Origin of the sequence: Glaciimonas sp. PAMC28666 (assembly GCF_016917355.1) — a bacterium.
GTDB lineage: Bacteria > Pseudomonadota > Gammaproteobacteria > Burkholderiales > Burkholderiaceae_D > Glaciimonas.
In genome coordinates this window covers 1,523,768-1,546,084 of the sequence record NZ_CP070304.1, presented here as the reverse complement: position 1 = coordinate 1,546,084, position 22,317 = coordinate 1,523,768, and the positions used below count along the sequence as shown (strand labels likewise).

Annotated in this window: 17 protein-coding genes; 4 read left to right on the top strand and 13 right to left on the bottom strand. The window is 51.3% G+C overall.

Translation table 11 applies throughout. The features are described 5' to 3' along the window. The first annotated feature begins 174 nt into the window (after window positions 1–174). The 4 genes from secA (at window position 175) to JQN73_RS06515 (ending at window position 5,904) form a co-directional block, all read left to right on the top strand. Window positions 175–2,940 (top strand): preprotein translocase subunit SecA, encoded by a 2,766-nt coding sequence (gene secA / locus JQN73_RS06530; protein WP_205322298.1) that lies wholly within the window; start codon window positions 175–177, stop codon window positions 2,938–2,940. A 307-nt stretch (window positions 2,941–3,247) separates the two neighbouring features. Continuing rightward, window positions 3,248–4,486 carry a bifunctional glutamate N-acetyltransferase/amino-acid acetyltransferase ArgJ gene (gene argJ, locus JQN73_RS06525; RefSeq protein WP_205322297.1) on the top strand — a complete coding sequence of 413 codons (1,239 nt, stop codon included), beginning with the start codon at window positions 3,248–3,250 and terminating at the stop codon, window positions 4,484–4,486. A gap of 122 nt (window positions 4,487–4,608) precedes the next feature. Further along, window positions 4,609–5,484: an ATP-binding protein gene (locus JQN73_RS06520; RefSeq protein WP_205322296.1), complete on the top strand. Its 876-nt coding sequence runs from the start codon at window positions 4,609–4,611 to the stop codon at window positions 5,482–5,484. Window positions 5,485–5,496: 12 nt separating this feature from the next. Then, window positions 5,497–5,904 (top strand): NUDIX domain-containing protein, encoded by a 408-nt coding sequence (locus JQN73_RS06515; protein WP_205322295.1) that lies wholly within the window; start codon window positions 5,497–5,499, stop codon window positions 5,902–5,904. Window positions 5,905–6,056: 152 nt separating this feature from the next. On the opposite strand, the gene JQN73_RS06510 is transcribed toward JQN73_RS06515, so the two are convergent. The 13 genes from JQN73_RS06510 to prfA form a co-directional block, all read right to left on the bottom strand. Beyond that, window positions 6,057–6,242, bottom strand: a complete 186-nt coding sequence (locus JQN73_RS06510) for a DNA gyrase inhibitor YacG (protein WP_205322294.1) — start codon at window positions 6,240–6,242, stop codon at window positions 6,057–6,059. A gap of 20 nt (window positions 6,243–6,262) precedes the next feature. Next, complete coding sequence (zapD, locus tag JQN73_RS06505; protein WP_205322293.1) at window positions 6,263–7,018, bottom strand: cell division protein ZapD; 756 nt, start codon at window positions 7,016–7,018, stop codon at window positions 6,263–6,265. Between the two features lie 87 nt (window positions 7,019–7,105). Continuing rightward, the gene (gene coaE, locus JQN73_RS06500) at window positions 7,106–7,759 is read right to left on the bottom strand and encodes a dephospho-CoA kinase (protein WP_205322292.1); all 654 of its coding nucleotides are present in this window, start codon (window positions 7,757–7,759) and stop codon (window positions 7,106–7,108) included. Window position 7,760: 1 nt separating this feature from the next. Further along, window positions 7,761–8,651: an A24 family peptidase gene (locus JQN73_RS06495; RefSeq protein ID WP_205322291.1), complete on the bottom strand. Its 891-nt coding sequence runs from the start codon at window positions 8,649–8,651 to the stop codon at window positions 7,761–7,763. A 377-nt stretch (window positions 8,652–9,028) separates the two neighbouring features. Further along, entirely contained in the window at window positions 9,029–10,129 is a 1,101-nt protein-coding gene (locus JQN73_RS06490) for a Gfo/Idh/MocA family protein (RefSeq protein WP_205322290.1), read from the bottom strand. A gap of 273 nt (window positions 10,130–10,402) precedes the next feature. Then, the gene (locus tag JQN73_RS06485; RefSeq protein WP_205322289.1) at window positions 10,403–11,644 is read right to left on the bottom strand and encodes a type II secretion system F family protein; all 1,242 of its coding nucleotides are present in this window, start codon (window positions 11,642–11,644) and stop codon (window positions 10,403–10,405) included. A 294-nt stretch (window positions 11,645–11,938) separates the two neighbouring features. Next, window positions 11,939–13,663: a type IV-A pilus assembly ATPase PilB gene (gene pilB / locus JQN73_RS06480; RefSeq protein ID WP_205322288.1), complete on the bottom strand. Its 1,725-nt coding sequence runs from the start codon at window positions 13,661–13,663 to the stop codon at window positions 11,939–11,941. A gap of 261 nt (window positions 13,664–13,924) precedes the next feature. Next, the gene (locus JQN73_RS06475) at window positions 13,925–15,217 is read right to left on the bottom strand and encodes an HlyC/CorC family transporter (protein ID WP_205322287.1); all 1,293 of its coding nucleotides are present in this window, start codon (window positions 15,215–15,217) and stop codon (window positions 13,925–13,927) included. A 301-nt stretch (window positions 15,218–15,518) separates the two neighbouring features. Next, window positions 15,519–16,469, bottom strand: a complete 951-nt coding sequence (gene ispB, locus JQN73_RS06470) for an octaprenyl diphosphate synthase (RefSeq protein WP_240162455.1) — start codon at window positions 16,467–16,469, stop codon at window positions 15,519–15,521. 338 nt (window positions 16,470–16,807) lie between these two features. After that, the gene (locus JQN73_RS06465) at window positions 16,808–19,162 is read right to left on the bottom strand and encodes a Tex family protein (protein ID WP_205322286.1); all 2,355 of its coding nucleotides are present in this window, start codon (window positions 19,160–19,162) and stop codon (window positions 16,808–16,810) included. Window positions 19,163–19,589: 427 nt separating this feature from the next. Beyond that, on the bottom strand, window positions 19,590–20,519 hold the full coding sequence (prmC, locus tag JQN73_RS06460) for a peptide chain release factor N(5)-glutamine methyltransferase (RefSeq protein ID WP_205322285.1): 930 nt from the start codon (window positions 20,517–20,519) through the stop codon (window positions 19,590–19,592). Continuing rightward, entirely contained in the window at window positions 20,516–21,013 is a 498-nt protein-coding gene (locus JQN73_RS06455) for a disulfide bond formation protein B (protein ID WP_205322284.1), read from the bottom strand. Before JQN73_RS06455 ends, prmC begins: the two co-directional genes overlap by 4 nt. 183 nt (window positions 21,014–21,196) lie before the next feature. Beyond that, on the bottom strand, window positions 21,197–22,279 hold the full coding sequence (prfA, locus tag JQN73_RS06450; RefSeq protein ID WP_205322283.1) for a peptide chain release factor 1: 1,083 nt from the start codon (window positions 22,277–22,279) through the stop codon (window positions 21,197–21,199). Window positions 22,280–22,317: the final 38 nt, after the last annotated feature.

Genomic DNA, 22,317 nt, shown 5'->3' with positions numbered 1-22,317 from the left:
TGATAGTCCGATCTTAATCATCAGATTTCAGGCTTGCTATGCAATTTGTTCGCTTCGCTCTCCTTAGTTGGTTAAGGGCGGGCGCTTCGCCTTTAGGTTAATGGCTGATACAAACGGAGTGGTTTATGTGGAAACGCAAAACAGCTTCGACGCCCTTTTTTTTAGAATCCTAGCATGTCATTATTGACCCAGATTTTCGGTAGCCGCAACCAGCGACTGCTCAAGCAATACCAAAAAACTGTAAGCCAAATCAACGGCCTCGAGTCGGCAATGGAAAAATTGTCGGACGACCAGTTAAAAGCTAAAACTTCGGAGTTCAAACTGCGGATCACCAATGGTGAAAAGCTGGATGACATGTTGCCGGAAGCGTTTGCGGTGTGCCGTGAGGCCGGTAAACGGGTTCTCAAAATGCGCCACTTCGACGTCCAGCTCATTGGCGGCATGGTGTTGCATTACGGAAAAATTGCCGAAATGGGCACAGGTGAAGGTAAGACGCTGATGGCAACATTGCCAGCGTACCTGAACGCATTGTCCGGCAAGGGCGTTCACGTTGTGACCGTGAATGATTACCTCGCGCAGCGCGACGCTGAGTGGATGGGGCGCCTGTATAGCTGGCTGGGACTGACTACCGGCGTGAATCTGTCCGCAGTCGAGCATGACGACAAACAAATTGCTTATCTGGCTGACATCACATACGGCACGAATAACGAGTTCGGTTTCGATTATTTGCGCGATAACATGGTCTTCGAAGCTGGCGATCGGGTACAACGCGCACTTAATTTCGCGATTGTCGATGAGGTCGACTCGATTTTGATCGATGAAGCGCGGACCCCGCTGATTATTTCCGGTCAGGCTGAGAACCATACTGACCTGTATCAGAAGATTAATGCATTGCCGCCGTTGCTGACCTTACAAGTTGGTGAAGAGACCCCCGACGGTAAGGGTAAAGTGGAGGTCCCCGGCGACTACACCAAGGATGAAAAAGCGCATCAGGTATTGCTGACTGAAGCGGGTCATGAAAAAGCCGAACAGATTTTGACCAATATGGGGCTGTTGGCGGAAGGCGCATCGCTTTACGACGCGGCAAATATTAGTCTGATCCATCACCTGTATGCTGCGTTGCGTGCGCATTCGCTGTATCACAAGGATCAGCATTATGTGATTCAAAACAACGAAGTCGTCATTGTCGACGAGTTCACCGGTCGTATGATGCAAGGACGCCGCTGGTCCGATGGTTTGCACCAGGCGGTTGAAGCCAAGGAAGGCGTTCAGATTCAGAACGAGAACCAGACGCTTGCGTCGATCACGTTCCAGAATTATTTCCGTATGTACGGAAAGTTGGCCGGCATGACCGGTACTGCAGACACCGAAGCGTACGAATTTCAGGAAATTTACGGTCTGGAAACGGTCGTCATTCCACAAAATCGCCCGAATCAACGTAAAGACCGCCAAGATCAGGTCTACAAGACATCGAACGAAAAGTACAACGCAATGCTGATCGATATTCAGGATTGCTTTGATCGCGGACAGCCAGTGCTGGTCGGCACCACCTCCATTGAAAATTCAGAATTGCTGTCAGGGATTTTGGATAAAGCCAAGTTGCCGCACAATGTCCTGAACGCCAAGCAGCATGCACGTGAAGCGGAAATTATTGCTCAGGCAGGTAGTCCGAAGGCGATCACTATTGCGACCAATATGGCGGGTCGCGGTACCGATATCGTGCTGGGTGGCAACGTCGAAAAACAGGTGCAATTTATTGAGGCTAACGCTGAACTCAGCGAAACTGAAAAACAATTGCAATCAGCCAAGATGGTCAATGAATGGCAGTCGTTGCATGACCATGTGACAAACGCAGGCGGCTTGCACATTATCGGAACCGAACGACACGAATCGCGTCGGGTCGATAACCAGTTACGTGGCCGCGCAGCACGTCAGGGCGATCCTGGATCGTCGCGTTTTTACCTGTCGCTGGACGATGCCTTGTTGCGAATTTTTGCCGGCGATCGGGTTCGCTCAATCATGGACCGTCTTAAGATGCCGGAAGGCGAACCAATTGAAGCGGGTATTGTTTCGCGCTCGATTGAGTCTGCTCAACGCAAGGTAGAGGCGCGTAACTTTGATATTCGTAAGCAATTGCTTGAATATGATGATGTCGCCAATGATCAGCGCAAAGTTATCTATCAACAACGTAATGAGTTGCTGGAATCCAGAGACGTTTCTGAAATGGTTGGCTCGCTGCGCCACGGTGTTTTGAACGATACGTTCCGCACCTACGTACCAGCCGAATCACTCGACGAGCAATGGGATATTCCTTCGCTCGAAGCGGCTTTTGCCAGTGAGTTGCATTTGGAAATTCCGCTGGCTAAAGTGCTGGAGCTGGAGCCTAGTCTGACCGATGACGAATTGCTGGAGCGCGTGTTAAACGCCGCAGACGCTGAATACGCGGCTAAAACAGAAGTGGTCGGAAAAGAATCTTTTGCCGGTTTTGAACGGAGTGTCATGCTGCAAAGCGTTGATAGTCATTGGCGCGAACATCTCGCGGCGCTTGATCATTTGCGTCAGGGAATTCATTTGCGTGGTTACGCGCAAAAAAATCCGAAGCAGGAATACAAGCGCGAGGCGTTTGAACTGTTTGGCCAGATGCTCGATCTCATCAAAAATGAGGTGGTGCGCGTGGTGATGACGGTGCGGATTGAAAACCGCGCGGAAATTGAGGCGGCTGAGGAAGAGTTGTCGCAGTCACATCTTGAAAATGTCCATTTTCAGCATGCCGAGTTCAATCCAAATGCTGGCGCCGAAGAGCTTTTAGCCCCGACTGCACATCCGGACGAGGCAAGATTGCAAGCCCTGGTTGACGCTGTGCCGAAGGTTGGGCGCAACGATCCATGTCCTTGCGGAAGTGGAAAGAAATACAAGCAATGTCATGGTCAACTGGCGTAAAGCCTGCGATTTGCTGTTAGTTGCATTGAAACCAAACGCCAGGGCTGGACTGTAAGCTGTTAGCCGGAGGCAAAAAATAAAGGCGGAGCCGGGCAACCAGTTCCGTTTTTTTTCGGCCGCACAATCGTCAGCGAATGTACCGGTCGCGGCTTATCCGATTTAAAATGGCTGCCTTGATTACCTGGGTACGTCAGGTGCGAACGGTGTTACCGGGGTCGCTCGGTTGCTGTACGGGTAACGATGACGTCACCGCTGCACCGAACATGGTTGATTCACTTTTTTCTTAATTTCCCAGCAAAGGATTTTCATGGCCGTCAATTCCCCCATCCCTGTTGCTTCTGATCTGAAGCCTGTCGACGGTATTGAACTTGGTTACGCAGAGGCGGGTGTACGCAAGGCCAATCGTAAGGATTTGCTGATCATGAAGTTGGCACCTACGGCGACTGTTGCTGGCGTGTTTACGCTGAATCGCTTTTGCGCCGCGCCAGTGCAGGTCAGTAAAGCGCATCTAGAGGCCGCACGGCGGTCAGGCGAGCCTATTTGTGCGTTAGTCGTTAACACTGGCAACGCTAACGCCGGTACCGGTGAAACGGGGCTGGCAGCGGCCAATCAAACGTGTGCAACGCTGGCAAACCTGCTTGGTTGCAATCCGGCGCAGATTTTGCCATTCTCAACTGGCGTGATTCTAGAGCCGCTGCCGGTTGATCGGATTGAAGCAGGATTGCCGGCCGCAATACAAAATCTGCGCGCTGACAATTGGTTGAATGCGGCAGAAACCATCATGACCACTGATACGCAGCCTAAAGCGGCATCGCAAACGGTGACCATCGCCGGTAAGACCGTGACGATGACAGGCATCAGCAAAGGCGCCGGGATGATCAAACCGAACATGGCTACCATGCTCGGTTTTCTGGCAATAGATGCAAAAGTCGCACAGCCGGTGTTGGACACGTTGGTCAAGCAGGCTGCCGACCAATCTTTTAATTGCATTACCATTGATGGCGATACATCGACCAACGATTCCTTCATGCTGATCGCCACGGGCGTCGGTGATTTGGAAGTCAATAGCGTCGAGTCCCCGGAATATGCGGCACTTGCCGAGGCAGTCACCACATTGTCACAGCGTTTGGCGCAGGCGATTATCCGTGACGGTGAAGGCGCGACCAAATTTATCACGGTGACGGTAGAGGCAGGCCTAAATGTCGAGGAATGCCGGAAGATTGCCTATTCGATCGGGCATTCCCCATTGGTAAAAACGGCTTTTTTTGCTTCTGATCCTAACCTGGGACGGATTTTGGCAGCGATCGGTTATGCCGGCGTTGATGATCTGAACGTTGAAAAAATAAATCTTTACCTGGATGATGTCTGGGTCGCTCAAAACGGCGGCCGTCATCCTGAGTATCAGGAGTCGGATGGCCAACGCGTCATGAAACAAAGCGAAATCACCGTCCGCGTGAATCTTGGTCGCGGTGTTGCTACCGCCACTATCTGGACTTGTGACCTCTCACATGAATACGTGACGATCAACGCTGACTATCGCTCTTGATGAAAGCGCGGCTTTCTTTATTGTCGCAAAATGAATGTGAAGTGCTCCTCCTTCAATGCATGCCAATCGCTGAGCCGTACTGCTTAGTTTCATTGTATTTTGAATAATTGAATTGACTATATATGACGCAACTAGACCAGTTCCTCCTCCGCGCCGAAGCGGTGCTCGCACGTCTTGAGGCAATCTTGCCGAATCCGAACGCCGCACCCGACTGGCGGGCGGCGATTGCCTTTCGCTGGCGCAGACGGTCAGGCAATCAGGGCGGCGGTTACTTGCAGGCAGTCCGCCATATGTCTAACATCGGGTTGTCTGATCTGCATAACATTACGCCACAAAAGACCCAGATCGATCAAAACACGCGCCAGTTTGTGGAAGGCAAACCTGCTAACAACGTGCTGCTCACCGGTGCCCGGGGAACCGGGAAGTCTTCGCTTATCAAGGCGTGCCTGAATCAGTACGCAGGGCAGGGTTTGCGGTTAATCGAAGTTGATAAGGACGATCTCGCGGATTTGCCTGATATCGTTGATCTGGTCGCTGGCCGCGCCGAACGTTTTATCGTTTTTTGTGATGATCTATCATTCGAAGAGGGCGAAAGCGGTTATAAAGCACTCAAGGTCGCGCTGGATGGCAGCATCGCGGCGCAATCCGATAATGTGCTGATTTATGCCACATCGAATCGGCGCCATCTGTTGCCGGAAAAAATGTCTGATAACACTTCCTACAAAACGACCGAAGATGGCGATTTACACCCCGGCGAAACCGTTGAAGAGAAAATTTCGCTCTCCGAACGTTTTGGATTATGGGTGACGTTCTATCCATTTAAACAGGACGATTATCTGGACATCGTGGCTCACTGGCTCGGACATTTCGGATGCAACGCCGAACAGATCGCCGAAGCGCACGGGGATGCTTTGCGTTGGGCCTTGCAGCGCGGGTCGCGTTCAGGGCGGATAGCGTGGCAATTTGCTAAGGATCATGCCGGGCGAATGACGCCGTGAAAGAGGGCTAAGATGACGACCGCCAATCCTCCGATCAATGTCGCGGTAGGCATTCTGATGCGCCCCAACGGAGACGTCTTGTTGGGCCAGCGACCAGAGGGGAAGCCTTACGCTGGCTACTGGGAGTTTCCGGGTGGGAAAGTGGAGAGTGGAGAAACCATCTTTGCGGCCTTGCAGCGCGAGTTCATGGAGGAGTTAGGGGTCGAAATTCTTTCGGCCGAGCCTTGGTGTGGCGTGCAATATCAGTATCCCCACGCCAATGTGCGTCTGCATTTTTACGTCAGTAAAGATTGGCGCGGCGAGCCTCAAAGCCTCGAAGATCAGGCCTTTGCGTGGCAGGGTAGCGTCGCAGTGTCACCGTTGCTTGAGGCGACGATCCCTTTGATCGCATGGCTGGAGGAATTGCGGCGGGTTATTTAAGTCGCATCACTCAAAGGGCGTTAGAAGCAGGTGCCAATATCAGCATTGACGGCTGCGTAGCACGACGCATCCGGTTCTGGATTGGTATCAACCTGCAGCGAAATAAGCAGGTCTATTCAGGATACGTCGGTGGATGGTCGTTGGTTTAAAGGCTATTGCGCCAGCTTATTGTCGTCATCAATGTCATCCGGCGGATTGACCGCTGGTATCGTGTATTTTTCTTCGGCCCAGGCGCCCAGATCGATTTGCTTGCAACGTTCAGAGCAAAAAGGTCGAAATTTGTTGGTTGCAGTCCATTCAACTTTGGAACCGCAGGTAGGACAATCGACAATAGCCATAGTATTTCAAAAATCTTTAATCAAAAATTGCAGAGTGTCAGTTCGAACGGCACTTCGCCTTCGAATGCCTTGGGTTTGAGGTCGCCGCCTTGTGAGGTATAGCGTATCCACAGCATGTATTTGTTCGCCGATATCTCAGGAATCGCACCGAGTTGCTCGTCGATCGTTATGCGCAACATCTGATAGGACTTGCCTTGTAACATTTGCTGGTAACTGCCATTGTCGGCGCTGATCTTGACCGGATGGCCGGTTTCTCGCAGTAATCGCAATACAATGCCGATCGCGTCAAATAATGGGGCAAGCGGGGCGAACCAGCTAAGGATGTCAGAATAGCGCTTTTCTGCAGGGTGCTGTTGCCAGGCGTAGTAGGATGGCAAATCGAACTCACACGCACCGCCGGGAATAATGGTGCGACCACGGATGCTCATGAGCCACTCGTTTTCACGGATATGCTGGCCGGTTTTGCCCTGCATTCCCTTCAGTGCTTCACTGGTTTGATCCAGTTCGTCCAGCACGGCGTCCAGCATCTCGGGAAGGACGTTTGGATTCGATCTGAAGCCTAGCAAAGTTTGTCGCTGGCGCTCAAGCTCTTGCAAAAGATCCATTTTGAGATCGGCGCGCCCGGCAACTTCCAGCATCTCGAAGATGGTGGATAGCGCAACGTGGTGTTGCAATGGGCTTTCCTGACTCACGAAAAAAACGAATTTTTCGTGCAAGTCTTCCAGTCGCAGCAACGTACGAATGCGCTCGTTGAAAGGATATTCGTAAACGATCAAAATGCTATCCCTTTATGTGTGGGCACGACAAGTAGTGATTCTGACCCAAGCGACGCAAAATTACAAACTCTCAACCAATTTTCTTTATCACTGCGGAACTAACGATAGATAGAAAGCGTGCAGTTTATCGATTTGGGGAGATAGCGCTTCAACGCTGGAGTTGTTAATAATGACATCATTGGCTGCCTGCAAACGTTGCTCCCTTGTTGCCTGCGCCGCCATAATGGCCTGCACTTGCGCAGCGGTCATCGTGTTGCGCTGCATAACGCGCTCGATCTGGGTTTGTTCGTCACAATCAATGACCAGTACGCGCGTCACACGTTGCTTCCAATTCCCTGACTCCACCAGCAGCGGTACGGCCAGAATGAGGTACAGTCCACGTGCCTGCTGAATCGCCAGCGCAGTTTCAGAGCGAATGAGAGGATGCAAGATTGTTTCGAGGCGATGTTTGGCATCGGCGTTCGAAAAGACCAGTTCTCGCATTTTTTTGCGATCCATAGCGCCATTGGCTGCAATGAAGTCACTCCCAAATGCGGCATGGATCGCTGCGATTCCAGCGCCATCGACTGCCGTTAGCTGATGGGCGATCACATCGACATCAATGACCGCAACGCCGCGTTCAGCGAATAAATTCGCAACAGTCGTCTTGCCGCTGCCGATACCACCGGTTAATCCGATTGAAAACGCCGTCGGCAATATTGTGTCCAGTGACTTTGAATCCGTTGACGAGGGTTGGTCCATGTTAGATGACAAAACCGAAATAGGCTTCTAAAATCGGGCGGCCGTATAGCAATGCTAACAATCCGGCCCCCGCCAGGTACGGGCCAAACGGAATAGGGTTGTCGCGACCCCGCCGACTGAATAAAATCAACGCGATTCCCACCAATGCGCCCACCAGCGACGAAAACAGAATAACGACAGGCAACATTTTCCAGCCCAGCCATGCGCCTAAGGCAGCTAATAATTTAAAGTCGCCATACCCCATGCCTTCTTTGCCAGTGGTCAGTTTAAATAGCCAATAGATCGACCACAGGACCAGATAACCCGCCGCAGCGCCGATCACGGCTTCGGTCAGAGGCACAAATGTTCCGCTAATATTAATCAACAGTCCGGCCCATAACAAGCTCAGCGTCAAATCATCAGGAAGTAACTGCGTATCAGCGTCAATAAACGTCATTGCCACCAGGAAATAAACGAATAACAAGGTCGCCAGTCCCGTCCAGCTACTCCCAAACTTCCATATCAGGAGGCCTGACAATATGCCGGTTAATAGCTCGACAATCGGATAGCGTTTCGAAATAGGGGTCTTGCAGGACGAGCATTTGCCGCCGAGTGCCAGATAACTGATTACCGGGATGTTCTCAAGTGCGCCGAGCTGATGATGACATTGTGGGCAGGCCGAGCGAGGCAAGGTCAGGTTATACCGGTCCGTGTGTGGCAACTCCTGGCCATTTTCCTGAGCAACGTAATTGTCGGATTCTCGTTGCATCATTTTTGGCAAGCGATGTATCACGACGTTCAAAAAGCTGCCGATCAGCAATCCACAAATAATCGCAAACACTGTTGGAACAAGACTTCCTGCGGGTGCAAATAAGACACCACGGAACGCGTTATTCTGTAAAAACTCATTCATCCGTTTAATCGCTTTTAGGGGGTTAATGTGGCTGTATTCATTTGACGGGCCTGGGGCCGGGGCCGACAACCTGTTTGGGCAATCCTCTTCGTACAAACTACGTTTGCCTAAATTTTAACATTTTGACATTGCGCAATAACAAAAAGAGCAGAAGCAGAGCAGAAGCAGAGCAGAAGCGCGAAGATTGATTTCAGAGCTGAAATCGATGTTCGTTGTTTTTGTTTTATTACAACATGTACGATCGAACATTCGGGCACGAGGCCATTGAAACGCGCGATTCGCATGCCATGCTTGTTATCGTTTGGCGTTTAAACCTTAACCGATTGACGTTGCGACGAAGATCATTAATGTCAAGTCGAGTCCAGGACTCGAAAAGACTAGGGCGAGACGCGGCCCCCGGTACTCGCAGCAGTCTCCACCGCCGCGATGAGCTGATGCAGAACAACTGCGTCATCAAAGGTGGGCGCCGTGCGCGTGCCGTTGCGCAAATCTGCTGCCATCCTCGCATATACGCGTGCTACGTTACCGGGGTAGGTGTCTTGCGGCCAGCCCGCATAATACGAGTTCGGTACCGCAAGCGGGCACAATATCTTGTCCTCATGGCGTGCACCATGGATGGACAAGCGCACCATCTGCGCATGCCCGTTCTCCCCATGCACCTGCAGGTCGCCTTCAGTGCCATTGATTTCCCACAGCAATCCGATGCCGCACGGCATACCGCCGCGGTAGTGAACGGAGAGTGGCACGCCACTATCAAGCAGGCAATCTACGAGCACCTGATCGTGTGAAGTCATCGGCATAGTCTCGCCGGTCTCGATAATGCAGGCACTAGTGCGCCGATTGGCGAGCCGAGCGGACAATTCGACTACGTCGCCCAGAACGGTGCGCACCGCAGCCAAGGTATGTCCGAAAGGAATTGTCAGCATGGTGGCACCGTTGTCGCGATCCAGCAGGTACGCGTTCCGTGCTTCTACCTTTGGACCCCAGGTCATGCCGCTGCCGATCAGGGTGCTCGATAGCACCTTCCCGACGAAGCCGTCAGCAATCAACTTGGAAAGATACGCAATCTCGGGCGCAAACTGCGCCTGTGTTCCGACTACGCCCAAGACACCTTTTTCATGCGCCAGGCGCGTCATTTCCTGTGCTTCGGCAAGGCCGTTGCCCAGCGGCCATTCGCAATAAACCTGTTTTCCTGTCTGAATAGCCGCGGCTACGATCTCGAAATGATGCGGTACCTTCACCGTAACAACGACAATATCAACCTCTGGCGAGCCGACCAGTTCCGCCACGCTCGTGAAGGCATGGGGAATCGCGCAAGCCGCAGCGGCCGCCTGGGCGCTGGCGTGGCTGGTGTTGGCAACTCCGACGATTTCAAAATCGTCCGATAAAGCCCGAATAGCGGGCACATGCGCCATGGCACCCCAACTTCTTCCTGGCTGTAAGCCCACGATGCCAACCTTGAAGCGCTGCTTGATCATTGGTGATTTTCCTGTTTCCTGCATTGCACGTTTGCGACAAGTCAATAATATGGGGCGACTCGATAACGACGCAGTTCATCTTCGGTAGTTCGATGATCTCGACCATAGTGACGGCTAGGTCTTCTAAATTATATACTTCTCCGGAGCTCAATAATCTCTTTGATTACGTTGCTTTAACACTGGTAACCCACTGAAAAGTAGCGCTTTTGAAAAGTTATTCAAAAATGGCAAAGAGTGAGTGAAAGATCAATGAGCCGTTCCAGAAGAAGAGTTTTACACGACAGAGCCCAGTTTAAAGATCGGCAAGTACATGGCGATAACCAGGCCACCAATCAAGACGCCCAGGACGACCATAATCAAAGGCTCCATTAAACTTGACATCGATGCCACGGCATCATCAACCTCAGCTTCATAGAAGTCCGCGACTTTACCTAGCATTTGATCCAGCGCACCCGATTCTTCGCCAATTGAAACCATTTGCGTCACCATATTGGGGAAGACCTCGGAGTTTTGCATGGCTACCGTCAGGCTGGTACCGGTACTGACTTCACTTTGAATTTTTTTGGTCGCATCGAGATAGACAGCGTTACCGGCAGCGCCGCCAACGGAGTCGAGCGACTCCACCAGCGGCACACCGGCCGAAAACATCGTGGCCAGCGTACGAGTCCAGCGCGCGATGGTGGCTTTTCTTATGACGGCGCCAAAGATGGGCGCTTTCAAGAGTGCTTTGTCCATAAACCGCTGCACTTTCAACGAACGACGCCACGATTGGAACAGAAGATACAGACCGCCAAAAATACCACCGAAGATAAAGTACCAGTTCGAAACGAAGAAATCCGATATGGCCATCACAACGAGAGTGGGGCCGGGCAAGTCGGCACCAAAGCTGGCAAATACGGTCTTGAATGCTGGCACCACCCAAATCATGATGACTGCGGTGACAACAAACGCGACGACCAAAATCGATATAGGATAAAACAAAGCCGATTTGATCTGGCTTTTGATGGCGAGGGTTTTTTCCTTGTAGGTTGCAAGACGCGCAAGCAAGTCTTCCAGAATACCGGCTTGTTCCCCTGCGCCTACCAGATTACAAAATAGGGGATCAAAATAAAGCGGAAATTTCCGAAATGCCTGATTCAGACTTGTGCCAGTTTCGACGTCGGCCCGGATGTCGTTAATCAATTTGGACACGGATGGATTCGCATGCCCTTTGGCGACGATGTCAAAGGATTGCAATAACGGCACGCCAGCCTTCATCATTGTTGCCAATTGACGCGTGAATAACGCCACATCTTTCTCTGAGATTTTTTTGCCGCTGCGGAAGGTCTTTTTTTTCAGTTTGACGACCAGAATGCCTTGCCGACGCAACGTGACGTTAACCAGCGTTTCGCCGCTGGCGCGCATTTCTCCGCGTACCAGACGGCCTTTTTTGTCCCTACCTTCCCAGGCATAAACAAATTCTTTAACCTGGCGTGCGCTTGAAGTGTTGCGCGCATTGGGAGCAGCAGTGGCCATGACCTTTGTTCCTCATTATTAGGATTTAAGTTAATCGTCACAGCATCGTTATAGCTGCGATTTGTATCGTTGCGTTATCTGTATCGGCTTACCTACGGCAAGTCGAACTTGAGCGGCTGCTAGCCATACCGATGCATCCGAGTATGATACTTTTTTCGGAATCCATGACGCAGCCAATGCCGACGTGTCCAAGGCTGTGCCGATAAGCGCAGGCTTTGCAGAGACCGGGCGCATCACAGGCGTGATATCTGCTCTTCCATCGGTGCTTCCCATCAGATTCCAAAAGAAGCTGATCTAAATATTGGTACAACTGAGTACTTCTTCGAGGCTGGTCATCCCTTGCTTGACCTTGATCAGCCCGGACTGGCGTAATGTGTTGACGCCTTCGAGCTTGGCCTGTGCTTCGATTTCCAGGGCAGTGCCATGCGTTAGAATGATGCGCTCTAATGCTTCAGTAATCGGCATGATTTGATAAATGCCGACGCGGCCTTTGTAGCCAGTACCGTTGCAGCGTTCGCAGCCCAGCGGTTTAAAGGGTGTCCAGGTGCCATCGAGATCGTCGTCTGTGTAGCCCGCTTCGATCAGCGCCTCCTCTGGGACGGTAACCGATTGCTTGCAACTACAAAGCCGACGCGCCAGACGCTGAGCGGTGATCAGGATGACGGATGAAGCGATGTTGAATGGCGCTACGCCCATGTTCATCAGCCGGGTCAGGGTCGATGGCGCATCGTTGGTGTGCAACGTGGAAAAGACCATATGTCCGGTTTGTGCGGCTTTGATGGAGATATCCGCAGTTTCCAGATCGCGAATTTCTCCGACCATGATGATATCTGGATCTTGCCGTAAAAATGCCTTCAGGGCCACCGGAAATGTCAGGCCGGTACGGTCGTTGATGCTGACCTGGTTGACTCCGGGCAAGTTTATTTCAACAGGATCTTCCGCTGTCGATATGTTAATGCTGGGCTGATTCAGAATGTTCAGGCAAGTATATAGCGATACGGTTTTACCCGATCCAGTTGGGCCGGTAACCAACACCATGCCGTACGGTCGCTGGATTGCTTCCATCAGAATGGCTTTTTGCTCGGGATCATAACCGAGCGCGTCGATACCCATCTGGGCCTGGCTGGCATCCAGAATCCGCATGACGATTTTTTCACCGAATAAGGTCGGCAAAGTGCTGACGCGAAAATCGATGGCACGCGTTTTGGAAATAACCAGTCGCATCCGACCATCTTGTGGCACGCGTTTTTCGGAGATATCGAGTTTTGATAAAACCTTGATGCGCGAAGCGAGTTTTTCTTTGATCGATAATGGTGGCTGGGCCATATCGCGTAGCACCCCATCGACACGAAAACGGATGCGGTAGAATTTTTCAAACGGTTCGAAATGGAGATCCGACGCCCCTTGATTGATGGCGTCGTTTAATATCTTGTGCAAAAACCGCACCACCGGTGCGTCGTCGATATCGCTGGGGCCGGAGTCCGTTGTCGATGGAGTATCTTCTTCGACGAAATCGATATCTTGCGATTCGCCGATCATGTCGTTGAGGCTTTGCTCCGAGCTTTTCGTGTGTTTCTGAATCTCTTTTAACAGAGCGGGATGTTCGACGATAACTGGCTCGACCATTAACTCCGTCTGGAACTTGATTTGATCGAGTGCCTGCGTATTGGTAGGGTCTGAAATCGCAACATAAATCTTATTGCCGCGTTTTGCCAGCGCCAATACTGACTGACTTTCCATTAGCTTGCTGTCGATGGCTTTTGCTGGAAGCAGAGTCAAATTCAGTGCGTCGAGATCGAGGAGGGGATAGCCAAACGTTTCTGCGCAAAACTGCGCAAGGTCGGAAGCACCCAGGTGTCCGCTTGCCAGCAGCGCATCAATAAAACGCGTACGGTCGTTGATTACCGTTTTATGTAAACCATCGACCTGATCGCTGGATAACCGTCCGGCCTGCACCAATGCGCGAGCCAATCCTGATATTGAACCGTTCAAGTTAAGATTGGGAAGAACTGCAGCCATAGAAAATATGCGAAAAAAGAGGATTGGGGCAATCCCCAACCCTATCGATCATGCCTTTGCGAAACTGTTCTGTAAAGACTTTGTGGGCAAATTTAATGCAAACCTAGGCGATTACTTACGTAACCTGTTGTTATCGAGTTGTCTACAACAGGCTGCTTCCGCTATTTGATAAACGGGCCAGTTATAGCGTATCGTTAATCAACAATCGCAAGCGGGCTGCAGAGGGTATCGGTTCGCTCGGCAGAGGTTGCGCATAAAAGGTTACTTGCTGGGGTGGTGATTGGTTGGACGAATCAATTTAGCGATCTTGATTGCCTGGTTTTGTACTTGGGTGATTTCAATTACACAACCGGAGATTTTGACGCAGACGGTATTTTCGGGAATATCCTGTAGCCATTCAAGTACGAGGCCGTTCAGCGTTTTCGGTCCGTCAATCGGGAAATTTAAGCCGAGACGCTTGTTAATATCGCGCAACGATGTGACGCCTTCCAAACGACATTCGCCTTTGTCATCCCAACCAAAACTATCGGCGCGCGCTGCGCCTGGTTTCGATGTGGTGAATTCACCGATCATCTCTTCGATAATATCTTCCAAGGTGACGAGTCCATGCACCTCGCCGTACTCGTCGACAACGATGCCGAGTCGTTCGTGGTTCTCTTGAAAATATTGTAACTGTGTAAAGACGTCAGTGCCTTCCGGCACGAAATACGGCGCAGTCAGCAAAGCGCGGAAATGCTCAACTGTCAGGTCATCTTCCTGATTGAGTAGGGCCATCGCTTTGCGCACGTGCAAAATACCAACAATCTGATTGATTTCGCCTTCGTATACCGGGAGTTTGTTGTGATAACAGGTGGTCAACTGACGTTGGATTTCTTCTACCGATACGGATAGATTCAAAGCCTCGACCTGAGCCCTGGGTGTCATCACATCTTCAACTGAGATCTTTTCAAGATCGAACAAATTCAGGAGAATACTTTTGTGTTTCTGCGGCATGAAATTGCCGCCTTCCAGAACGATGGAACGTAATTCTTCGGGCGATACGCGGAGATCCTGAGCACTCTTGCCGGTCTTGATCCGTAATACTTTGAGTATCCCCGATACAAATAAGTTGACGAACCATATGATGGGTTTTACCAGCGCCATCAATGGTTTTAGTATAAAACTGGTAAATAGTGCGATCCGCTCGGGATAGGTTGCGCCGATCACTTTCGGGGTGATTTCGCCAAACACAATTAACAGGAACGCCACGCCGGCAGTAGCAATGGTGATGACCTTTTGGTGATTGCCGAACGTATTAATAGCAATAGCGGTCACCAGCGCCGTGGCTAGCGCATTGACCAAGGTGTTAATGATAAGAATGAGGGAGAGTAACTTATCGGTACGGTCTAGTAACCACATCGTTGTAATCGCTGCTTTGCTTCCGCGTTTGGAAAGATGACGCAGGCGATGTTTGTTGGCAGCCATTAACGCTGTTTCCGACATTGCGAAAAAAGCCGACAATAAAATCAGAAATCCGAGTGCAAGAAATTGCACCCATAAGGGAACGGCATCCAAAGGGTCACCGTATAAGGTATGTGGGAATAATAGCGGATGTGGTCATTTTTTCATGGAGTAAAAGATTGGGACTGAAAAAACAATTCCTCTCTTAATATCTGAGTGCACATAAACTTCATGATGCAATTCAGAATTGTGCTCCGGTACTACTCATTGTCCTGTTGGATGCTTACCTTAGTTTAACCCAGTGATCTGATGCTAAGATCATTGAGTGACCTAAATGCAGGCTTTTTCTTCATATTACCTAAATGCAGCATTGAGTGGTCGCACGCAATTCAGCGCATATAATCAGTTCGCGCACTCAATGATTTCGGTCCACGGCAAATAACGCCAGTTGTAGCAACGAATTTTTATATTCGCTATCCGGCAGCAGAGAGATCGCAGCGGTGGCGGTTTGCGCCGATTTCTTCGCTTCATCTCTGGTGTAATCCAGCGCTCCCGAGTGCGTGATTGCTGACAGAATAGCATCAAAATGTTGCTCGTCGCCATTTTCAATGCAACTACGGACCAGGGCGCGTTGCTCACTGTTCCCGTGTTGCATCAGATAGATCAGCGGAAGCGTTGGCTTGCCTTCGCGCAGATCATCTCCGACATTTTTTCCAATGTCGGCCGCATTGCCGGAGTAATCCAGGACATCGTCGATGAGTTGGAAAGCAGTGCCCAGTGAGCGTCCATATTCGCCCACAGCGTCAATCTCGCTATCGGTTGCGCCGGCAATCAGCGCGCCGATTTGCGCTGCCGCTTCGAATAACTTGGCAGTTTTAGACCGAATGACTTGCAGATAGTGTTCTTCGCTCACATCCGGGTTGTGCATATTCAGCAATTGCAGCACTTCGCCCTCAGCGATGACATTGGTGGCGTCAGCGACGATTTGCATGACGCGGGGATTACCGACATCAACCATCATTTGAAACGCGCGTGAATACAAAAAGTCGCCCACGAGCACCGAAGCAGCATTACCGAACAGCGCATTCGCTGTCTTGCGACCGCGACGCAGTGACGACTCATCGACCACGTCGTCATGTAACAGAGTCGCAGTGTGGATGAATTCGATCACCGCCGCGAGTTCGTGATGCTTATCTCCCTGATAACCAAATGCGCGCGCGATCAACAGTACCAGCACCGGCCGCAGGCGTTTGCCGCCCGCGCTGATGATATATTCGGCAATCTGATTGACGAGGGGAACTTCGGAATGCAATTTGTCACGAATGACCGCATTCACCGCCTCCATATCGATCAGGATCGGGTTCATGATGGACTGCTGAGTGGGAATATTGAGAGCGACGGACAAAATAAAGACCTGTTCGGAATCGTTAAAATCGTAATTGCCAACATTATACGACGTCAGCCTTCAAAGACTGATTCGTTTATGCGCCATGAACTTATTTTGGCACGATTTAAGTGTAATGCTTATTGTCGGACGTCACGTCGAAGCAAATCAGCGAACTTTGCAAGCGGGATGGCGGCGACGGCTTGCTGCCTCCTTACCAGCCGTTCACCCAGCCCTGCATCCGCTTATGCATCCGTTTATGCGCCTGCCGCCTCCAACCAGAGGCGGGTTTTGAGTTTTAACAGGTGCCAGATCCGCGATCAGCCCTTCAACTTGGCGAAAGCCGCTGCCATCGCGCTGTTGCCCGACTGAACCAGCGGTGCGGGTTGTTGGCGTTGATGCTGGGAAAGACGTTTGGCATCATTTCGGTCGCCGCGTTGCTCTGGTTTGCTACCCGGTACCGGGGCGCTGTCCTCCAAACGCATGGTCAGGGCGATCCGTTTACGTTTTTCGTCGATCTCCAGGACTTTAACTTTCACCACCTGGCCAGCTTTCACGACGCTGTGGGGATCTTTCACAAAGGTATTGGATAGCGCTGAAATATGGACTAAACCGTCCTGATGCACCCCAATATCGACAAACGCGCCGAACGCTGCCACGTTGGTGACCACGCCCTCCAATATCATGTCCGGACGCAGATCGCGCATTTCTTCCACACCGTCTTTGAAGGTTGCTGTCGTAAATTCAGGACGAGGATCACGGCCTGGTTTTTCCAGCTCTTTCAGGATGTCGGTAATGGTGGGCACGCCGAATTTTTCGTCGGCATACTTGGCAGGATTCAGCGATTTCAACAACTTATCGTCGCCAATGACGCCTTTTACATCTTTTTTGATATCCGCCAGAATTTTCTCAACCAGAGGATACGACTCAGGATGCACCGCAGACGCGTCAAGTGGATTACTGCCGTTCATCACGCGCAAGAACCCTGCAGCCTGTTCAAATGTCTTGTCGCCGAGCCGGGGAACCTCGCGCAGTCCGGCGCGAGAGGTGAACATCCCTTTCATGTCGCGATACGTCACGATACTTTGCGCAACGCTGGAATTGAGACCGGAGACCCGGGCCAGCAAGGGTGCCGATGCCGTATTGACGTCCACCCCAACCGCATTCACGCAATCCTCGACGACGGCATCCAGCGAGCGTGCCAATTGGGTTTGACCGACATCATGCTGATATTGGCCTACGCCGATTGATTTTGGATCTATTTTTACCAACTCGGCCAGCGGGTCTTGCAGACGCCGGGCAATTGACACGGCACCGCGTATCGATACATCCATGTCTGGTAGTTCACGCGAGGCAAATTCGGACGCTGAATAGACTGATGCCCCCGCTTCTGAAACAACAATTTTGGTCAATTTTAATTCCGGGCGCAGTTTGATCAAGTCCTGCGCCAGTCTGTCGGTTTCACGCGATGCGGTCCCATTTCCGATCGAAATCAGGGAAACGTTATGTTTTTCCGCCAGTTGGGACAAGGTGTGCAGCGAGCCTTCCCAGTCATTACGCGGTTGATGGGGATAGATGGTGCTGGTTCCGACTACTTTGCCAGTGGCATCGACGATGGCGACTTTGACGCCAGTGCGTAAGCCGGGGTCCAGGCCCATGGTGGCGCGAGGTCCTGCCGGTGCGGCTAATAAGAGCGCTTTTAAGTTCAGAGCGAAAACGTGGATGGCTTCGACTTCTGCTTTTTCCCGGAGGTTGGTCATCAACTCTGTTTCCAGATGCATATAAACCTTAACGCGCCAGGCCCAGCGGACCGTATCGGACAACCATTTGTCGGCGGGGCGGTTTTTATTGCTGATACCGAAGCGTGCTGCGATACGGCCTTCGCATGGATTGTGCGGTGCATCCCATTTAGGCTTTTCTTCCTCAGTATCTAGTCGCAAAACGACGTGCAGCATTTCTTCGCGGCGTCCGCGGAACAGTGCCAGGGCGCGGTGTGACGGAATAGTGCCGATAGTTTCAGAGTAGTCGAAATAATCTGCAAATTTTTCGCCAGCGTCCTGCTTACCCTCAACGACCTTTGATTCGACCACACCGTGTTCGGTCAGGTATTCGCGCAAGGCTTGCAGCAATGATGCATCTTCAGAGAACCGTTCCATCAGAATCTGACGGGCACCGTCGAGCGCCGCTTTGGTATCAGCGATGCCAGGATTGTCGCCATTGTCTGTGCTGAAAGCGGGTTTGAAATATTTCACCGCTTCCTCTTCAGGGACCAATTCCGGATTGTTCAGCAAGGCGTCGGCGAGTTCGGTCAATCCGGCTTCTGCCGCAATCTGAGCCTTGGTGCGGCGCTTTAACTTGTATGGCAAATACAAATCTTCCAGACGGGTTTTATCTTCGGCTAAAGAGATTGCGCTCAACAACGCCGGTGTCATCTTGCCCTGTTCCTCAATTGAACTCAGGATAGCGGACCGGCGGGCTTCAAGCTCGCGCAGATAGCGCAGACGCTCCTCTAGCAGGCGTAACTGAATATCGTCGAGGCCGCCGGTGGCTTCTTTCCTGTACCGGGCGATAAATGGCACGGTCGCGCCTTCGTCCAGCAGGGCGACAGCAGCAGCTACTTGAGCCGGTTTAGCGGCGAGTTCTAAGGCGAGACGTTGTTCGATCGAAGGCAGCATGGGAGTCTAGAGAATCAGATTCTGGCGTTGGACAAGCAAGCGATGATACGCAATTCAGATAATTGCGCCAGTCTTGACAAGCTTAAAAACACCATTTGACTGGAGAATGGCGATAAATGAGGGTAGGCGGAGAGCAAAACGCATAGGTTGCCAACACGGGCATTAGCGTAACATTCTCTATGAAAGTAAATGATTATTTCATAAGAGAAATTGTATTTTTATGCAATATTTCTTTGTCCAGCAAGATGGGAAAAATATTTATATTGCTTGGGGGGAGATGCCGTGAAAGGGCCGATTCCACTAAACGCAGTAGCTATTCATTAAAACTTTTTACTGCTTCGTTGCGGTAAGAGGATTGATGCGCATGCTACGTCATCTGAGGGTTAGGAGTCGCAGCGTATCAACCACAAAAAAAGAGCAGTTTTTATTATGGCTGACCGGAGGCGGAAGTTACTGCTTTTAATCTGCCACCGCTAACACGTGAAATTCCGGCCAAATCCTGCCAGCTCTGTATCGACTCAAACGGGAGAGTCCGTAACAACGCTGTTACCGCTTCGGCTTGATCGTAACCATGTTCCATCAGCAGCCATCCACCTTGATTTAGATGCTCAGGTGCCTCACTGGCGATTGTGCGTAACGCGCTCAATCCGTCAGCATGATCGGTGAGCGCATCCAGTGGCTCGAAGCGTAAATCACCTTGCGAGAGATGTAAATCGCCATCCACGATATACGGCGGGTTCGCGACAATTAGATCAAACCGCTGAGGCATTGTTTCACCACCCGCGCTCGTGATGTTTAGAGCCGCGTACCAATTGCTATGCACCACATTAAACTTGTTATCGGCCGAAGTTAAATGACGTGCTGCGTTGCGCGTTGTCACCGCCAGCGCATCGGTGCTGACATCGACTGCCGTCACTTGAGCGTTTGGACGCAGGGAAGCAATCGCGATCGCGATAGCGCCAGAGCCGGTGCCGAGATCCAACACGCTTTGCGTGGCTTGGTTGTCGGGCAGGCGTTCTAGCGCCAGTTCAACCAACAATTCTGTTTCTGGACGCGGAATTAAAACGGCCGGTGTTACTTCCAGCACCAAACCAAAAAATTCCCGCTGACCGAGGATGTAAGCGATAGGCTCACCTTCCAGCCGACGTCGGAATAGTTTGCTTAACTGTTCTGCTTCTTGTGCAGAGACACATCGCTGATCCTGTGTGATGAGCTGTGTACGTGTGAGATTTAACGCGTGCATCACCAGCAGGCGATTTTCGAGCGCTACCAGCGGCGCGGCTTGGAGAATCGTCGCGAGGCTGGAACCGTCTTCAATGACGAATGCTGCTGGCTGCGTCTGACACCGGTCTGTCATTCAAAATCGCCGTGATTAGTCCGTTTAAGCAAAACCTTACCCAATATGACAGTGAGGACGACAAACCAAAACAACGACCATTGCGGTATCGACAGACCCAGAATCGCATCGTAAGAGGCCGAACACAATGCCCAGGCATCGACCTTGAAAACTGACGGCAATAATGTTGCCGTCGGTAATGCGTTTAAGGGCGCTTCCAGAGCGTCACGGCCGCAAGTCGTCGCAGGATGCGCGATCACCCATAAATGCCAGCCCGCGGTTGCCGCGCCGCCGAGGCCGGCAATCATACCGATGGCCGCACTCGCTTTACGAATGCTATCGGGCATGCTGGCTGAGACCAGACAAATGAGCGCGATGATCGCAAACGCGTAACGTTGAATCACGCACAGCGGACATGGCTGCATGTCTCTCACATGTTGCAAATACAGAGCGGCACCAATTAAAGCAAGAGCGATGAAAGCGACGGCTAGCAAAATGGATTTAGATGATTTCATTTTTTTAATAATGGTTAATGTCGATCAACGGAATACAGCGTCCTGATGTTGTAGGATATTACTTCGAAACCTTCTTCAAGGCATACCGTTAAGACGCCTGTCAGGACAAATGGTTGCGTTGTTGCGATGTGTTGATTGATTAGGATTGGGTTTGTTGTGCCGCAGATTGCCCAAAAAGTCGCCTTACCTTTCGTCGGCTAACGCAGCCAGTAATTCGGCCTGATGTTCGGCCGCCAATGCATTACTCAACTCTTCCAGATCGCCGTCCATGATGTGGTCGAGTTTGTATAAAGTCAAATTGATACGGTGATCGGTCATGCGTCCTTGCGGAAAGTTGTAGGTGCGTATCCGCTCGCTGCGATCGCCGGAGCCGATGAGCGATTTGCGCGTCGCGGCTTCTTTCGATTGTTGTTCGCGTAACTGACCATCTTTGATCCGTGCCGCCAGCACTTTAAGCGCCGACGCCTTATTTTTGTGCTGACTGCGATCATCCTGACATTCGACGACGATACCGGTCGGAATATGCGTGATCCGCACTGCCGAGTCGGTCTTGTTAATATGCTGACCTCCGGCCCCCGATGCGCGATAGGTATCAATCCGAATATCTGCCGGATTGATGGCAATGTCTGCTACCTCATCTGCTTCCGGCATGATCGCTACGGTACAAGCCGAGGTGTGAATTCGACCTTGCGTTTCAGTGGTTGGAACGCGCTGTACACGGTGTCCACCAGACTCAAATTTTAATTTGGAATAAGCGCCAAATCCTACCAGGCGCACGATTACTTCTTTGTATCCGCCGACTTCGGAGTCCGACGCCGATACCATCTCGATTTGCCAGCGATTGCGTTCTGCAAAACGGGTATACATCCGCAATAAGTCTCCGGCGAATAGCGCGGATTCGTCGCCGCCGGTACCTGCCCGGATTTCAAGGAAGATATTGCGTTCGTCGTTAAGATCTTTTGGCAGCAGCATTTTTTGCAGATATGCTTCCAGTTGTTCCATGCGGGATTTGGCGCTGTTAATCTCTTCCTGCGCGAATTCTTTCATATCCGGGTCCGATAGCATTTCCATCGCGGTCTGTACATCCGCATCGGCCTGGGTATAGCCTAAATACAATGTGACCAACGGCCCCAATTCTGCGTGTTCTCGCGACAGCTTGCGATAGCTGTCCATGTTGGCAGTCGCTTCTTCTTGATTGAGTAAATCGTTAACCTCAACCAGTCGATTCGACAATTGGTCAAGTTTGGCAAGCATTGATGGCTTCATGGCGTACTTTTAGTGGCTTGCAGCGAGGGACGCTGCGG

Bases quoted from the DNA above. Each gene is read 5' to 3' on its own strand.
- secA (WP_205322298.1), top strand. From the start codon at position 175: ATGTCATTATTGACCCAGATTTTCGGTAGCCGCAACCAGCGACTGCTC.
- JQN73_RS06495 (WP_205322291.1), bottom strand. From the start codon at position 8,651: ATGAATGAGTTTTTACAGAATAACGCGTTCCGTGGTGTCTTATTTGCA.
- JQN73_RS06515 (WP_205322295.1), top strand. From the start codon at position 5,497: ATGACGACCGCCAATCCTCCGATCAATGTCGCGGTAGGCATTCTGATG.
- JQN73_RS06455 (WP_205322284.1), bottom strand. From the start codon at position 21,013: ATGAAATCATCTAAATCCATTTTGCTAGCCGTCGCTTTCATCGCTCTT.
- coaE (WP_205322292.1), bottom strand. From the start codon at position 7,759: ATGGACCAACCCTCGTCAACGGATTCAAAGTCACTGGACACAATATTG.
- JQN73_RS06485 (WP_205322289.1), bottom strand. From the start codon at position 11,644: ATGGCCACTGCTGCTCCCAATGCGCGCAACACTTCAAGCGCACGCCAG.
- argJ (WP_205322297.1), top strand. From the start codon at position 3,248: ATGGCCGTCAATTCCCCCATCCCTGTTGCTTCTGATCTGAAGCCTGTC.
- prmC (WP_205322285.1), bottom strand. From the start codon at position 20,519: ATGACAGACCGGTGTCAGACGCAGCCAGCAGCATTCGTCATTGAAGAC.
- JQN73_RS06520 (WP_205322296.1), top strand. From the start codon at position 4,609: ATGACGCAACTAGACCAGTTCCTCCTCCGCGCCGAAGCGGTGCTCGCA.
- JQN73_RS06490 (WP_205322290.1), bottom strand. From the start codon at position 10,129: ATGATCAAGCAGCGCTTCAAGGTTGGCATCGTGGGCTTACAGCCAGGA.
- prfA (WP_205322283.1), bottom strand. From the start codon at position 22,279: ATGAAGCCATCAATGCTTGCCAAACTTGACCAATTGTCGAATCGACTG.
- JQN73_RS06465 (WP_205322286.1), bottom strand. From the start codon at position 19,162: ATGCTGCCTTCGATCGAACAACGTCTCGCCTTAGAACTCGCCGCTAAA.
- ispB (WP_240162455.1), bottom strand. From the start codon at position 16,469: ATGAACCCGATCCTGATCGATATGGAGGCGGTGAATGCGGTCATTCGT.
- JQN73_RS06510 (WP_205322294.1), bottom strand. From the start codon at position 6,242: ATGGCTATTGTCGATTGTCCTACCTGCGGTTCCAAAGTTGAATGGACT.
- pilB (WP_205322288.1), bottom strand. From the start codon at position 13,663: ATGGCTGCAGTTCTTCCCAATCTTAACTTGAACGGTTCAATATCAGGA.